This window comes from Aurantimonas sp. 22II-16-19i (assembly GCF_002088275.1).
Taxonomy (GTDB): Bacteria; Pseudomonadota; Alphaproteobacteria; order Rhizobiales; family Rhizobiaceae; genus Jiella.
In genome coordinates this window covers 1-13,988 of the sequence record NZ_AQQS01000005.1, presented here as the reverse complement: position 1 = coordinate 13,988, position 13,988 = coordinate 1, and the positions used below count along the sequence as shown (strand labels likewise).

Sequence of the window (13,988 nt, the reverse complement as noted above, 5' to 3'; positions counted from 1 at the left end):
AGGCTCCACCATGACCATCGACATCACCAACCGCTTCCGCCGCATGCTGACCGAGGATCGCCCGATGCCGCCGCTGGGCACATGGCTGATGTCGGCTGCCCCCGGTCCCACCGAGGCGATCGGCCATTGCGGCTTCGACTTCGTCGTCGTCGACATGGAGCATGTGCCGGTCGAGGTGGGGCAGCTTCCCGACATCCTGCGGGCGGTCGGCTGCACCCCAGCCGAGCCCCTGGTGCGCCTGCCCTGGAACGACAAGGTGACGATCAAGAAGGTGCTCGACGCCGGGGCGCAGACGCTCATGGTGCCCTTCGTCGAGACGGCGGAGGAGGCTGCCGCCGCGGTGTCCGCCGCGAAATATCCGCCGGTCGGCATCCGCGGCGTCGCCGCCGTCCACCGCGCCTCGCGCTACGGCTCCGCAACCGATTATCTCAAGCGGGCGAACGATGAGGTGATGGTCATCGTGCAGCTCGAGACGCCGGAAGCGGTCTCCCGCTTGCGCGAGATAGCCGCCGTCCCCGGCGTCGACGCGATCTTCGTCGGGCCGGGCGACCTGTCGGCCGCCATGGGTCACCTCGGCGACATCGCTCACACCGAGGTGCAGGCTTTGCTCGAACGAGCGGCGAGCGACGCCCGCGCGATCGGCACGCCGATCGGCATCGTCGGGCCGAACCCGGCGATGGTGCGCCGTTTCCTCGACTACGGCTACGATTTCTCCGCCATGGCCTCGGACATCGCGATGATGACCGGCCGGGCCCGCGACTGGCTCGGCGAGCTGCGCGGCGAGGCGGCGAGCCAGCCCGGAAAGGTCACCTCCGCCTACTGACGCGGTCGCCCGCGGGCGCATCTCGTCAGGCCCTGCTTCAGGCGCATCTTCAGGCACTGCCGCGCTCGACGACCACGAAGCCGGTGTTGATCGCCGCCGCGTCCCGGCGCTTGCCCTCGGCAAGGTCGAGGATCAGGCGGGCGATCTCCTCGCCGATGACGTCGCCGAAGGGCCGGATCGTCGTCAGGGACGGGTTGCTGAACGCGGCAAATTCCAGATCCCCGAAGCCGATCACCGAAATGTCGCCCGGGACGCCCACCCCGCGCCGGGAGCACTCGAACAGGAGACCGAGCGCGACGATGTCGTTGGAGGTAGCAACCCCGTCGAGCCTCGGGTCCGTGGCGAGGGCGCGGGCGAGGAGGGCCGCCGCAGCTTCGGTGCTCGCCGGCTTGATGTGATTGACGATCTCCGCGGCGATGCCGCTGGCCTCGGCTTCGGCGGCAAAGCCCTCCGCCCGCTGCATGGCGCGGCGATCCTCGTGCATCCGGGCGCCGAGGAAGGCGAGCCGCTTTCGCCCCTTCCGCAGGAGATGGCGCGCCGCGGCGCGGCCTGCCTCGTGATGGGAAAAGCCCACCGCGTGATCGATCGGCTCGCCGCCGAGCTCCCACATCTCGACCACCGGATAATCGGCATCGCGCAGGAGATCGCGCGTCAGCGGCGCATGATGAAGGCCGGTGAGCACCATCGCCGAAGGCGACCAGGAGAGGTTCGCCCGAACCAGCTGCAGTTCCGCCTCGTCGTTATAGTCGGTATTGCCGAACATCACCTGGAAGCCGTGCCGCGACAGGATCGCCTGCATCGACGAGACCGTCTCGGCGAAGAAGGCGTTGCGCATCGAGGGAACGACGACGCCGACCACGCGGGTGCGCGCCGCGGCGAGGCCCCCCGCCATCAGGTTCGGCACGTAGCCGAGCGCCTCGATGGCGCCGGCGATCGCCGCGCCCGCCTTTCTGGAGACGGCGCTGGGCCTTCGCAGATACAGCGAGACCGTCGATGGCGAGACATTCGCGGCATCCGCGACGTCGCTCATCTTCACGCTCCGGCGGGTGCGGCGGCCTCGCCGTGTCGATGCTTCGTCCACCCCCGCTCCCCGGCGTCATCGATCGACGCCCCGGTCCGGACGCCCTTCATCCAACATCACATGATTCGCGCCGAAGATGTTACGATGCTTCAGGCCGGCAATGGCACCGCATACCGCTTCAAGGCGGCGAGATCGGGCGCGACGCCGAGGCCTGCCCCCTGCGGCACCAGCATGTCGCCGTCGATCACCGGAGGGAAGCCGGTCATCAGCTCTTCCCGCAGGGGATTGGGGTTGGCGTCGACCTCCAGAAGCCCCTCGCCGCCGACTGCGGCGAGCAGGTGCAGCGAGCCGATCAGTCCGACCCCGCCGCCGAGCCAGTGCGGGCAGTAGACGACGTCGTTGGCGAGGGCGTTCCTCGCGACCGGCAGGCAGCCGGAAATGCCGCCCCACTTGCCGATGTCGGGCTGCAGATAGCGCACGGCACCGCTTGCCGCCATCGCCGCGAAGGAAGCCGCGCCCCTGAGGTTCTCGCCGTTCGCGAGCGGCACGCCGCAGCCGGCCGCGACCGACCGCCAGGTGTCGATAGGCGTGTCGGCGCGGACCGGCTCCTCCAGCCATCGCGGCCGCAGCGGCTCGAACAGCCGCCCCATGCGAATAGCGGTCTCGGCGTCCCAGGCCTGGTTCGCGTCGACCATCAGGTCGGTGTCGTCGCCGAAGGTCTCGCGCATCGCGTCCAGATTGCGGCGGTCCTGCTCTTCGCCGAAGCCGACCTTGATCTTGAACCGGCGATAGCCCGCCGCCGCCTTCTGTGACGCGAGCGTCTCGGGCGCATCGGCATTGAGTCCGCTGGCATAGGCCTTGACCCGGTTGACGTCCGGCCCGCCGAGGAAGCGATGCAGCGGCTCGTCGGCCCGGCGCGCGAGCATGTCCCAGAGGGCGATGTCGATGCCGGCGATCGCCTGCGCCAGCGGGCCCGGCTCGCCGCTCTGGATCGCGAGGACCGCCGTCGCCTCGCTGAGCTGCGCGAATGCCGCGGCGGGTTCGTCGAAGGCCCGCCCCGTCACGAGCGGCGCCAGCACGGAGGTGATCAGCCGCGCGCGGTGCTCGGCCCCGACCGCGGGAAAATTGCACCAGACCTCGCCCCAGCCCTCGGCACCGTCGGTTCCGACGACGCGGACGAACAGTGCGGGCCTGTCGCGCATCACGCCGAAGGACGTCACCACCGGCGTCTCGATCGGCACCCGAAAGACCAGTGGCTCGACATGGGTGATGGAGAAGGCGTGGGAGGACATCGGGGGATCCTTCGTCAGGTGCGGCGCCGAGCGAGGAGACCGGGAGGCCCGTCGCACCGGAAGCCGATCATGCGGGTTTCGGCGGTGCCGACGATTCGCGGACCACGAGGGAGAAGTCGATCTCGCGATGCTTCATCGCCGGGTGTCCGGCGAGCGTCTGCACCAGATACTCGCCGGCCCTCGTCCAGATCTCGTCGGTCGGCATGTGGATGGTCGTCAGCGCCGGCTGCAGATGCCGGCTCCATTCGAGGTCGTCGAAGCCGACCACCGAGAGGTCCTGCGGCACGACGAAGCCGAGCTTCTGCGCTTCCAGCATCACCCCATAGGCGATGACGTCGTTGCCGCAGACGATCGCGGTCGGGCGATCCGGGCGCTGCAGAAGCGTGCGGGCCGCCTGCCGCGCCTCGTCGAGCTTGTAGTTCACCTGGATCTGCCATTCCGGCCCAGGGACGGCATCGACCTCCGCCAGAACCGAGGTGATGCCGCGCAGACGCGCCTGTGCGCGGTCGTTGTTGCGCTGCATGGCGGCGACGATGGCGATGGAGCGATGGCCGAGATCGACGAGATGGCGGGCGATGCAGCGCCCTGCCCCGGCATTGTCGACGCCGATGCTCGGATAGGGCTTGGTCGGATCGTAGACGCCGACATTGACGAAATCGATCTCCTGCGCCTGCAGGAGGTCGCGCAGGGCGTCGTGATGGGCGTCGCCGCGCAGGAGCAGCCCGTCGATCCCCCGGCTCACCAGATTGCGCGCCTGGGCGAGTTCGACGTCGAGATCGTATTCGTTGGTCGCCAAAAGGAGGAGGTAGTTCTGGCTCGACAGATAGCGCTGGAGCGACTGCAGCCCCTGCGCGAACATTGCGTTGTCGATCGTCGGGATGATCGCCCCGATCGTGCGGGTCCGCCGCGACGACAGGGCCCGCGCCGATGCGTCGGGAATGTAGCCGACCTCGTCGACGATCGCCCGGATGCGCTGGCCGAGTTCCGTGCTGACGGACTCAGGCCGGTTGAGGAACCGCGACACGGTCGCCGTCGAGACGCCCGCCTGCTTGGCGACGGCGCGGATGCCGATGCCGCGTGCCCGGCGGGTCATTGGGTCGAGAGCCGAAGAAACCGTTTTCATGAGCCGTGATGCATTCCCTTGATCCGGTTCGAATAAGCGAACTCCACCACGCCGTGCAAGATGTACTTATGACGCAGTGCAGCGACGTTTTCTGCGCAGAACAGCGCGAACCGCGTTGACGGGCACTTCGCGGCGGGAGTATGTAACCGGTTACAAGCGGCGACCGTGATCGAGGAGGAAACGATCCCGGGAGCCGTGGATGCAACGGGAGGAAACCATGGCATCACGCACACGCAACGCAATCGGCTGCATCGTCGCCGCGCTGGCGGCGTCCACGACGATCGGAGCCGCGTCCGCGCAAGGCTTCGACTGGAAGGCGCATGAAGGCGAGACCATCACCTTCCTCGCCAACAACAATCCGGTCGCCACCGCGATCCTGAAGCATCAGGACGAGTTCAAGGCGCTGACCGGCATCGACCTGAAGGTCGACAGCTACCAGGAACAGCAGATGCGCCAGCGTCTGCTCACCGTCCTCAACGCGCGCTCGGACGAGGTCGACGTCTTCATGACGCTGCCGTCCCGCGAGGGGATGCAGTATGCCGCCGCCGGCTGGTATGCCGACCTTGCGCCCTTCACCACCGGCAGCGTCGCGCCCGACTATGATTTCGACGGCCTCGGCAAGGCCCTGGTCGACGCGGCGAAGTTCGACGGCGTCCTGACCGGCATTCCCCTCAACATCGAGGGACCCGTCCTCTACTACCGGACCGACATCTTCGAGAAGTGCAACGTCCAGCCGCCGCAGACGATCGCCGAGATCGAGGCCGCGGCCAAGACGATCAAGGACTGCGATTCCTCGATCACGCCCTTCGCCTCGCGCGGCCTGAAGCCGGCCCTGCCCTACACCTTCTCGAACTTCCTGCACAACATGGGCGGGCAGTACATGAAGGACGGCAAGTCGAACCTGTGCTCCGCCGAGGGCAAGGCGGCGCTGCAGACCTATGCGAACCTCCTGAAGGACTACGGCCCTCCGGGCGCGGTCAACTATTCCTTCTACCAGCTGACGTCGCTCTATCGCGCCGGCCGCTCGGCCATGAGCTTCCAGTCGTCCAACGAGTTTCCCTCGGTGATGGAAGGCGGCGAGCGGCTGAAGGACACGGCGATCGTGCCGCTGCCGAAGGGCGACGGTGGCTCGGTGCCGACCACCATCGGCTGGGCGATGACCATTTCGGCCTTCTCCGAGAACAAGGATGCGGCCTGGTATTTCGTGCAGTGGGCGACGAGCCCGAAGATGCAGGCCAAGCTCGCCCTCGAGGGCATCGCGCCGCCGCGCCAGGCGGTGTCGCAGGATCCGGACTACAAGGCCTGGCTCGAAGAGCAGCCGCTGCGCCAGCAATGGCAGAAGACGCTCGACGAGCTCGCCACGACCGGCACCTCGGAGGTCGGCTTCCCGATCGTCCAGAACCCGGAATCGCGCGAATATATCGGCCAGGCCGTGGACCAGATCCTGCTCGGCGAGGCCGACGTGGAGACCGCCTGCGCCGCCGCCGACGAAGCGTTGAATGCGCTGATCGCCCGTGAATAGTCGCCGCCATCGGTCGCCGGGGGTCCTGTTCGTCCCGCGGCGGCCGCCTGCCTCATCCCGTGTCCGGCTCGTCGCCGGGCACGCTCCTCGCAAGCCCGCGGACCGTCCGGCATGAACAACTTCGCCCTTGCGCCCGGCTTCCGGGCCGCCGTCATCGGCGGCGCCGGCGGGATCGGGCTCGCGATCCTCCGCCAGCTCGGCGCGCTCGGCTGCGAGCTCCGGGCGACCGGGGTCGGCGAGGCCGAGATCGCCGGCTGCGACGCCCCAGAGGGCACCCGGCTCGACGTTCTCGACGTCACCGACAAGGCTGCCGTCGACGCCTATGCGGCGGCCGTCGGCCCGGTCGACCTGCTGGTCAACTGCGCCGGCATCCTGAGACGCGACGAGGAGTACGAGCTCGACGTCTTCCGCCGGGTGATCGAGGTCAATCTCGTCGGTACCATGGCGACCTGCCTCGCCTTCCGGCCTGGGCTCGCCGAGCGGCGGGGCTCGATCGTCAACATCGCCTCCATGAACGCCTTCGCGGCCCTGCCCCGGCTGCCGGGATACTGCGCCTCGAAGGGCGGCGTGGTGATGCTCACCCGCTCTCTGGCGCTGGCATGGGCGGCCGAGGGCATCCGCGTCAACGCCGTCGCGCCGGGCTTCATCGAGACCAACATCAACGCCGAGGGACGCAAGGACGCGGCCCATTACCGCAAGATCGCCGATCGCACGGCCTTCAAGCGCTGGGGCCAGCCGGAGGACGTCGCCGGGGCGGTCGCCTTCCTGGCCATGCCGGCCGCCGCCTACGTGACCGGGGCGGTCTACGCCGTCGACGGCGGCTTTCTCGCAGGATAGGGACGATGCAGACAGCCAAGGGTCAACTCGCCGCGCTCGGAGCGCCGGCCGTCGTCTTCACCGTGGCGATGATCGCCTTTCCGGTGGTCTACACGCTGTATCTCAGCCTGGTGGCGTTCAGCGCCACCGGCGCGACGAGCTTCGTCGGGGCCGGCAACTACGTCCGGATGGTGAGCGACGAGAATTTCTGGAACGGCGTCGTCGTCACCTTCTACCTCTACATCCTGTCCCTGGTCCTGCAGCTGATCTTCGGGACCGGCCTCGCCTTGCTGCTGTTTCGCGCCAAGCGCCTGCCGGGCTTCGTGCGCTCGCTGTTCATCTCGCCCTTCATGATGCCCCCGGTCGTCGCCGGGATGATGTGGCTGGTCATCCTCGATCCCTCGCTGGGCGCGGCCAACTACATCCTGACGTCCTTCGGCCTGCCGCCGTCCGAATGGCTCGCCTCGCCGCAATGGGTGGTGCCGACCCTGGCGCTGATCGATACCTGGCAGTGGAGCCCCTATGTCGCGCTGATCGTGCTCGGCGGTCTGCAGTCGCTGCCGCCGTCGGTCTACGAGGCCGCCGAGATCGACGGCGCGTCCGGCTGGAAGCGCTTCTGGCGCATCACTTTGCCGCTGCTCCTGCCGACGCTGGTCACCGCCATGGTGCTGCGCTCGGTCGATCTCCTGCGCTTCTTCGACCTCATCTACATCACCACCCAGGGCGGCCCCGCCAACGCCTCGCTGACGCTCAACATCTACGGCTTCCGCACCGGCTTCGAGTTCTTCCAGCTCGGCTATGCCAGCGCCCTGATGGTGACGTTGTCGGTGATCGTCCTCGGCGTCACCCTCGTCCTCAACCGCCTCCGTCACGCCGTTGCCTGGTAACGCCATGTCATCCCTCGCCAACCGCCCATCCGACCGGCTGATCGCCATCCTCGACGTCGTGCTGCTGGTTGTGGCCGGCATCGCCGTGCTGGCGCCGGTCGCCTGGATGGTGCTGTCGTCCTTCAAGGAGAGCTATGAGGTCACGGCCTATCCGCCGACGATCTTCTTCACGCCGACGCTCGACAACTACCGTTCGCTCTCCGAAACGACGCCCTTCCTGCAGTTCGGGATCAATTCCCTCATCGTCACGATCGGCTCGACGGCCCTCGGCATGCTGCTCGGCGCGCCGGCCGCCTTCGTCGTCTCCTGGACGCGGATCACCTGGCCGGCGATCGTCACGCTGCTCGCCCGCATGGCGCCCGGCACGCTGTTCCTCTTGCCCTGGTACGTGATGTTCCGGCAGGTCGACATGATCGGCACCTATGGCGCGCTGATCCTCACCCATGCGGTGATCACCATGCCGATCGTGATCTGGGTGCTGCTGCCGTTCTTCGACAACATTCCGCGCAGCGTCTTCGAGGCCGCGCAGGTCGACGGCTGCACGCCGGTGCGCATCTTCTGGCGCATCGCCCTGCCGCTGGTGGTGTCGGGGCTGGCGGTCTCCTCGATCCTGGCCTTCGTCTTCTCCTGGAACTACTTCCTCTTCGCGCTGGTCCTGTCGAACTCCGACACCAAGACGCTGATCGCCGCCTCCTTCAACTTCATCGGCGAAGGCTCGACCAACTGGGGCGGGCTGATGGCGGCCGCCACCCTGATCGCGCTTCCGCCCCTCGCCCTCGCCCTCGTCGTCCAGCGCTGGCTGATCTCCGGCCTGACGCTCGGTGCCGTGAAAGGCTGACATCGATGCTCACCAACGACCAGATGCGCGCCGCCGACTTCAGGGGCGACGATACCATCGCCATTAGAACCGTCGAGATGCCGAAGCCCGGCCCCGGGGAAGCGCTCCTGCGCGTGCTGCGGACCGCCCTCTGCGGCTCCGACTTCAAGCTCTGGCACAAGGGCGCCGAGTTCATCGCCGGCCACGAGATTTTCGGGCGGGTCGAACAGCCGGGCCACCCCTTGGACGCCCAGCGCTGCGCCGTCTACATCCCGCTCCATTGCGGCCATTGCGAAGCCTGTGCGGCCGGCAACACCCAGATGTGCATCGAGGTCTCCTCGCTGATCGGCTGGAACCGCGACGGCGGCTATTGCGAGTTCGTCGCCGTGCCCGACAACTGCCTGCTGCCGGTTCCGGGCGACATCGACGACGATCTCGGGCCCCTGCTCCTCGACACCATCGGCACCTCGGCCCATGCCGTGCGCGAGGCCGAGCGCTTCCTGCCGCGGGACGCCGGCCGGCCCGTCCTCGTCACCGGCGCAGGCCCCGTCGGCCTCGGCGTCGTCCTGGCGCTGAAGGCGCTCGGCTACGAGGCGGTCCACGTCTCCGATCCGAACCCGGCACGCCTCGCCATCGCCGCGGATTTCGGCGCGACGCCGCATCCCGTCGGCAGCCGCGACAAGCGCTTCTCGCTGATCGTCGAATGCTCCGGCGCCCATGCCGCGCGCAACCTGGCGATCGAGCTCGTGCTGCCGAAAGGGGTGATCGTGCTCGTCGGCGAGAATGCCGCCCCCTGGACCATCACCGAGGACAAGATCTTCAGGCGAAAGGATTTCGCGATGCTGCGGACCTTCTATTTCCCGAAGTCCGACTTCCAGCCCAACGTCGAGCTTCTGCGCGCCAACAAGGAGCGCTATCGCCGCCTCGTCGACGAGGCCTTCGGGCTCGATGCCCTGCCGGAGAAATTTGCCCGCTTTGCTGCCGGCGAGACGATCAAGCCGGTCCTCGCCTTCGGGGAGCCGCGCTGATGGCCTCGATCCGCATGCACAACCTCGTCAAGAAATACGGCGACTTCACCGCGATCCCGGACCTCAGCCTGGAGATCGCCGACCACGAATTCGTCGTCCTCGTCGGCCCGTCCGGCTGCGGCAAGTCGACGCTTCTGCGAGTTCTGGCCGGTCTCGAGGCGATCGACGGGGGCGAACTCTTCATCGGCGAACGCCAGGTCAACGGCGTGCCGCCGGCGCGCCGCGACATCGCCATGGTGTTTCAGGACTACGCGCTCTACCCGCACATGACGGTTCGCCAGAACATGTCCTTCGCGCTCGAGATGCGCGGCATGAAGCGCGACGACATCGCCGGCCGCGTCGAACATGCCGCCAGGCTCCTCGACATCGGCGCCTATCTCGACCGCCGGCCGAAGGCGCTGTCGGGCGGACAGCGCCAGCGCGTCGCGATGGGCCGGGCGATCGTCCGCGACCCGCAGGTGTTCCTGTTCGACGAGCCGCTCTCCAATCTCGACGCCAAGCTGCGCGCGCAGGTGCGCACCGAGATCAAGGCGCTGTCCCAGAAGCTGCGCACCACCATGGTCTTCGTCACCCACGACCAGATCGAGGCGATGACCATGGCCGACCGGATCGTGGTGATGAAATCCGGCTTGATCCAGCAGGTCGGAACGCCCGAGGAAGTCTACGAGACGCCGGCGAACCAGTTCGTGGCGAGCTTCATCGGCTCGCCGTCGATGAACTTCATGGAGGTGACCGGGGCGGGCGACCAGCTGACGCTGAGCGACGGCCACAGGCTGCCCGGCACCGCGGACCTCGCGCGCCGCGTGCCCGCCAAGGGTTCGGCGATCCTCGGCGTGCGACCCGAACATCTGGCGGTCGTGCCAGCGGCAGAGGCCGCCCTGATGGCGAATGTCGAACTCGTCGAACCGCTCGGCTCGGACACCCTCGTCCACTTCAAGGTCGCGGGCGCCAACGCCATCGCCCGCGTCGAGCCGGATCGCCGGCCCCGACCGGGCGACGTGATGCCGCTCGCTCCGGTCCCCGGCAAGGCGCATCTCTTCGAGACCGCCTCGGGCGCGATCATCCGGTGAGCGGACCGGGCCCGTCCAACGCGGGGCCGTCCGCCCCGATCCGCATCACCGCAACGCCGCGGCCGCAAGGTCGCTCGGCATTCACAGACCCATGCCAAGGAGGACAGCCGACATGTCCATCGCATCTTTGAAGGATCCGTCCCTCTTCACCCAGTCCTGCCTCGTCGCGGGCCGCTGGATCCCCGCCGACGGCGATCGGGGCATCGCCGTCACCAATCCGGCCGACGGCGCCCTGGTCGGCACGGTGCCGAGCCTTGGCATCGAGACGCTTCGCGAGGCGATCGACGCGGCAGAGACGGCGCAGAAGCTGTGGGCGAAGAAGAGCGCCAAGGAGCGCGCCGGCCTGATCCGCCGCTGGTACGAGCTGATCGTCGAGAATGCCGACGATCTCGCCCGCATCCTCACCGCCGAGCAGGGCAAGCCGCTCGCCGAGGCCAAGGGCGAGATCGTCGCCAATGCCGCCTATCTCGAATGGTTCGCGGAAGAGGCCAAGCGCGTCTATGGCGACATCGTTCCGCCGCCGGGCGGCGACCGCCGCGTCCTCGTCATGAAGCAGCCGGTCGGCGTCTGCGCGGCGATCACGCCGTGGAACTTCCCCAACGGGATGATCACCCGCAAGGCCGGCCCGGCGCTGGCGGCCGGCTGCACGATCATCGTCAAGCCGGCGTCCCAGACGCCGCTGTCGGCGCTGTCCCTCGGCGTCCTCGCCGAACGCGCCGGCATCCCGGCCGGCGTCTTCCAGGTCGTCACCGGCAAGGCCTCGATGATCGGCGAGGAGTTCTGCAAGAACACCAAGATCGCCAAGATCAGCTTCACCGGCTCGACCGAGGTCGGGCGCTGGCTGATGCGCGAGGGCGCCGACACGATCAAGCGGCTGTCGCTGGAACTCGGCGGCAACGCCCCGTTCATCGTCTTCGAGGATGCCGACGTCGACGCCGCGGTCGCCGGCGCGATGATCGCCAAGTTCCGCAATTCCGGCCAGACCTGCGTCTGCGCCAACCGCATCTACGTCCATCAGAGCATCGCCGCGGAATTCGCCGCAAAGCTCGCGGCGGAGGCCGACCGCCTGACGGTCGGGCGCGGCGAGGACGCGGGCGTGACGCAAGGGCCGCTGATCGACGATGCGGCCGTCGCGAAGATGGAAGAGCATCTGAAGGACGCCCTCGACAATGGCGCCGAACTCGTCACCGGCGGCCAGCGGCATGCCCTCGGCGGCACCTTCTTTCAGCCGACGGTGATCACCAACGTCACGCAGGCCATGAAGCTCGCCCGTGAGGAGACCTTCGCGCCGCTCGCCCCGATCATCGCCTTCACCGACGAGGACGACGTGATCGCCAAGGCCAACGACACCGAATTCGGCCTCGCCGCCTATTTCTACACCCGCGACCTCGCCCGCACCTTCCGCGTCGCCGAGGCGCTCGAGAGCGGCATCGTCGGCGTCAATTCCGGCCTGATCGCCAACGAGATGGCGCCGTTCGGCGGCTTCAAGCAGTCCGGCCTCGGCCGCGAGGGCTCGAAATACGGCATCGAGGAGTATCTCGAGACCAAATATGTCTGCGTCGCCGGCCTATGAGCGCCGCCGACCCGACACCGACATGGCGGCGCAAGGACGCGCGCGTCGCCTGCCTCGGCCTCTCGGCGCTCGACTACATCTGGGTCGTCGACGCGTTGCCGGGCCGAACCAGCGCCAAGGTCCGGGCCGGTGAGTTCGCGGTCAAGGGCGGCGGCATGGCGGCGACGGCGGCGGTCACCGTCGCCCGGCTCGGCGGCGAGGCGTCCTTCCTCGGCCGCGCCGGCGCCGACCGCGAAGGCGAGCTGATGCGGGCCGAACTCGCCGCAGAAGGCGTCGACGTGACACATTTCCGCCTGTTCGAGGGATCGCGCTCGTCGCTCTCCGGAATCTTCGTCGACCGGACCGGCGAGCGCCAGATCGCCAATTTTCGCGGCGCGTCGCTGCCGACCGCGGCGGATTGGCTGCCCTTCGACGAGTTGCGGAGCTTCGGAGCCCTCCTTGCCGATCCGCGCTGGCCGGACGGCGCGGCCGCCGGCTTCGACGCCTGCCGGAAGTTCCGCGTCCCGACGGTCCTCGACGGCGACGTCGCCGAGGCCGCCATCTTCGAGATGCTGCTGCCGCTCACCGACCACGCGATCTTTTCCGAACCGGCCCTGACCGCCTATGCCGGCAGCGCCTGCGAAACGGCCCTGCGCACCGTTGCCGAGCGGTACGGCTGCGCCGTGTCGGCGGTGACCCTGGGCGAGGCCGGCGTCCTGTGGCTCGAAGGCGGTGAGATCCACCGCGCCGACGCCTTCCCCGTGGACGCGGTCGACACCACCGGCGCCGGCGACGTCTTCCACGGCGCCTATGCCTATGCCCTGTCGCGGCAGGCCCCGACCAGAGACGCGATGATCTTCGCCTCCGCCGTCGCCGCGCTCAAATGCACGCGGCCGGACGGTCGCAGCGGAATTCCAACCCTCGATGCAAGCCTATCATTCTGGAGAACCCATTCATGACGACGTTCGGAAAGCTGCGCGGCCTGACGCGCCTCGCCGATGACGATGGCCATTTCACCATGGTCGCCCTCGACCAGCGCCCGCCGCTGATCGCGGCGATCGCCAAGGCGAGGAACGTCGGACCCGAGGCGGTGACCTTCGCCGAGATGCTGGCCGCCAAGCGCATGCTGGTCCAGGCTCTCGCCTCCGAAGCCAGCTCGATGCTCCTCGATCCGAACTTCGCGGTGCCGGCGGCCCTCGACATCCTCCCCGCCCGCACGGGTCTCATCGTGACGCTCGAGGAGCACCGCTTCGTCGATACGCCCGGCGGCCGCCTGTCCCGCTCGATCGACAACTGGTCCGTCGACAAGATCCGCCGCCTCGGCGGCGACGCGGTGAAGGTCCTCGCCTGGTATCGTCCGGACGCCTCGCCGGAGGTGATCGAGCATCAGAAGGACTATGTCCGCACGGTCGGCGCCGAGTGCCGCCGCCACGACATACCCTATGTCCTCGAACTCCTCGTCTATCCGTTCCCGGAAAGCGCCGGCCACACGACCGACTACGTCGAGTCGCCGGACAAGCGCGCCGAGCTCGTCATCGACAGCGTGCGCGAATTCGCCAAGCCGGAATACGGGGTGGACCTCTTCAAGCTGGAGACGCCGCTTCCCGGCTCGGCCCTGCCGGAACGCTCCGACAGCGCCGATTCCCGCGCTGCGGCGCGCGAGTTCGACGCCGTCGGCTCGATCTGCCGCGAGGCCGGCATCCCATGGGTGATGCTGTCGGGTGGCGTGACGCCGGAGCAGTTCGGCCGGGTTCTGAGCTATGCCTATGCCGCGGGCGCACAAGGGTTCCTGGCCGGGCGCACGATCTGGCTCGATGCCATCCAGTCCGCCTTCCCGGACGAGGCGAAGGTCCTCGCCCTCCTCGAGGCCGACGGCAAGCAGCGTCTCGATCGCCTGACGCAGCTGACCCGCGAGGTCGCAGAGCCCTGGCGCTTCCCGGCCTCGCACGGGACATTCACCCGCGAGGGAGCATTCGCCGCGAGCTACGCCTGACGGCACCGCATATGGCACGAAGAGGCCCTCCCCCGGCGACGCGC

At 68.4% G+C, this 13,988-nt stretch carries 13 protein-coding genes; 10 read left to right on the top strand and 3 right to left on the bottom strand.

Annotation, left to right across the window (positions count from 1 at the left end; all coding sequences use genetic code 11):
- Nucleotides 1–10: 10 nt before the first annotated feature.
- Nucleotides 11–823, top strand: coding sequence for an aldolase/citrate lyase family protein (locus tag ATO4_RS06315; protein WP_083590590.1), 813 nt, complete (start codon nt 11–13; stop codon nt 821–823).
- A gap of 49 nt (nt 824–872) precedes the next feature.
- On the opposite strand, the gene ATO4_RS06310 is transcribed toward ATO4_RS06315, so the two are convergent.
- The 3 genes from ATO4_RS06310 to ATO4_RS06300 form a co-directional block, all read right to left on the bottom strand.
- Complete coding sequence (locus tag ATO4_RS06310) at nt 873–1,853, bottom strand: LacI family DNA-binding transcriptional regulator (RefSeq protein ID WP_083590711.1); 981 nt, start codon at nt 1,851–1,853, stop codon at nt 873–875.
- Nucleotides 1,854–1,993: 140 nt separating this feature from the next.
- Complete coding sequence (locus ATO4_RS06305; RefSeq protein WP_083590589.1) at nt 1,994–3,136, bottom strand: mandelate racemase/muconate lactonizing enzyme family protein; 1,143 nt, start codon at nt 3,134–3,136, stop codon at nt 1,994–1,996.
- Nucleotides 3,137–3,203: 67 nt separating this feature from the next.
- Nucleotides 3,204–4,259 (bottom strand): LacI family DNA-binding transcriptional regulator, encoded by a 1,056-nt coding sequence (locus tag ATO4_RS06300; RefSeq protein ID WP_083590588.1) that lies wholly within the window; start codon nt 4,257–4,259, stop codon nt 3,204–3,206.
- Nucleotides 4,260–4,476: 217 nt separating this feature from the next.
- On the opposite strand from ATO4_RS06300, the gene ATO4_RS06295 reads away from it, so the two are divergent.
- From ATO4_RS06295 to ATO4_RS06255, 9 genes are all read left to right on the top strand, one after another.
- A complete protein-coding gene (locus tag ATO4_RS06295) occupies nt 4,477–5,781 on the top strand; it encodes a sugar ABC transporter substrate-binding protein (RefSeq protein WP_083590587.1) in 1,305 nt (434 codons plus the stop codon).
- A gap of 111 nt (nt 5,782–5,892) precedes the next feature.
- Nucleotides 5,893–6,618, top strand: coding sequence for an SDR family oxidoreductase (locus ATO4_RS06290; protein WP_083590586.1), 726 nt, complete (start codon nt 5,893–5,895; stop codon nt 6,616–6,618).
- 5 nt (nt 6,619–6,623) lie between these two features.
- Nucleotides 6,624–7,484, top strand: a complete 861-nt coding sequence (locus ATO4_RS06285; protein WP_083590585.1) for a sugar ABC transporter permease — start codon at nt 6,624–6,626, stop codon at nt 7,482–7,484.
- A 4-nt stretch (nt 7,485–7,488) separates the two neighbouring features.
- The gene (locus ATO4_RS06280) at nt 7,489–8,322 is read left to right on the top strand and encodes a carbohydrate ABC transporter permease (protein ID WP_083590584.1); all 834 of its coding nucleotides are present in this window, start codon (nt 7,489–7,491) and stop codon (nt 8,320–8,322) included.
- A gap of 5 nt (nt 8,323–8,327) precedes the next feature.
- On the top strand, nt 8,328–9,329 hold the full coding sequence (locus ATO4_RS06275) for an alcohol dehydrogenase catalytic domain-containing protein (protein WP_245308600.1): 1,002 nt from the start codon (nt 8,328–8,330) through the stop codon (nt 9,327–9,329).
- The gene (gene ugpC, locus ATO4_RS06270) at nt 9,329–10,399 is read left to right on the top strand and encodes a sn-glycerol-3-phosphate ABC transporter ATP-binding protein UgpC (RefSeq protein WP_083590583.1); all 1,071 of its coding nucleotides are present in this window, start codon (nt 9,329–9,331) and stop codon (nt 10,397–10,399) included. The genes ATO4_RS06275 and ugpC overlap by 1 nt, the downstream gene beginning before the upstream one ends.
- 112 nt (nt 10,400–10,511) lie before the next feature.
- The gene (locus ATO4_RS06265; RefSeq protein ID WP_083590582.1) at nt 10,512–11,972 is read left to right on the top strand and encodes an NAD-dependent succinate-semialdehyde dehydrogenase; all 1,461 of its coding nucleotides are present in this window, start codon (nt 10,512–10,514) and stop codon (nt 11,970–11,972) included.
- A complete protein-coding gene (locus ATO4_RS06260) occupies nt 11,969–12,910 on the top strand; it encodes a sugar kinase (protein ID WP_083590581.1) in 942 nt (313 codons plus the stop codon). Before ATO4_RS06265 ends, ATO4_RS06260 begins: the two co-directional genes overlap by 4 nt.
- The gene (locus ATO4_RS06255; RefSeq protein ID WP_083590580.1) at nt 12,907–13,944 is read left to right on the top strand and encodes a tagatose 1,6-diphosphate aldolase; all 1,038 of its coding nucleotides are present in this window, start codon (nt 12,907–12,909) and stop codon (nt 13,942–13,944) included. Before ATO4_RS06260 ends, ATO4_RS06255 begins: the two co-directional genes overlap by 4 nt.
- The last annotated feature ends 44 nt before the right edge of the window (nt 13,945–13,988 follow it).

Bases quoted from the DNA above. Each gene is read 5' to 3' on its own strand.
- ATO4_RS06275 (WP_245308600.1), top strand. From the start codon at position 8,328: ATGCTCACCAACGACCAGATGCGCGCCGCCGACTTCAGGGGCGACGAT.
- ATO4_RS06315 (WP_083590590.1), top strand. From the start codon at position 11: ATGACCATCGACATCACCAACCGCTTCCGCCGCATGCTGACCGAGGAT.
- ATO4_RS06255 (WP_083590580.1), top strand. From the start codon at position 12,907: ATGACGACGTTCGGAAAGCTGCGCGGCCTGACGCGCCTCGCCGATGAC.
- ATO4_RS06265 (WP_083590582.1), top strand. From the start codon at position 10,512: ATGTCCATCGCATCTTTGAAGGATCCGTCCCTCTTCACCCAGTCCTGC.
- ATO4_RS06280 (WP_083590584.1), top strand. From the start codon at position 7,489: ATGTCATCCCTCGCCAACCGCCCATCCGACCGGCTGATCGCCATCCTC.
- ATO4_RS06300 (WP_083590588.1), bottom strand. From the start codon at position 4,259: ATGAAAACGGTTTCTTCGGCTCTCGACCCAATGACCCGCCGGGCACGC.
- ugpC (WP_083590583.1), top strand. From the start codon at position 9,329: ATGGCCTCGATCCGCATGCACAACCTCGTCAAGAAATACGGCGACTTC.
- ATO4_RS06310 (WP_083590711.1), bottom strand. From the start codon at position 1,853: ATGAGCGACGTCGCGGATGCCGCGAATGTCTCGCCATCGACGGTCTCG.
- ATO4_RS06260 (WP_083590581.1), top strand. From the start codon at position 11,969: ATGAGCGCCGCCGACCCGACACCGACATGGCGGCGCAAGGACGCGCGC.
- ATO4_RS06305 (WP_083590589.1), bottom strand. From the start codon at position 3,136: ATGTCCTCCCACGCCTTCTCCATCACCCATGTCGAGCCACTGGTCTTT.
- ATO4_RS06285 (WP_083590585.1), top strand. From the start codon at position 6,624: ATGCAGACAGCCAAGGGTCAACTCGCCGCGCTCGGAGCGCCGGCCGTC.
- ATO4_RS06290 (WP_083590586.1), top strand. From the start codon at position 5,893: ATGAACAACTTCGCCCTTGCGCCCGGCTTCCGGGCCGCCGTCATCGGC.
- ATO4_RS06295 (WP_083590587.1), top strand. From the start codon at position 4,477: ATGGCATCACGCACACGCAACGCAATCGGCTGCATCGTCGCCGCGCTG.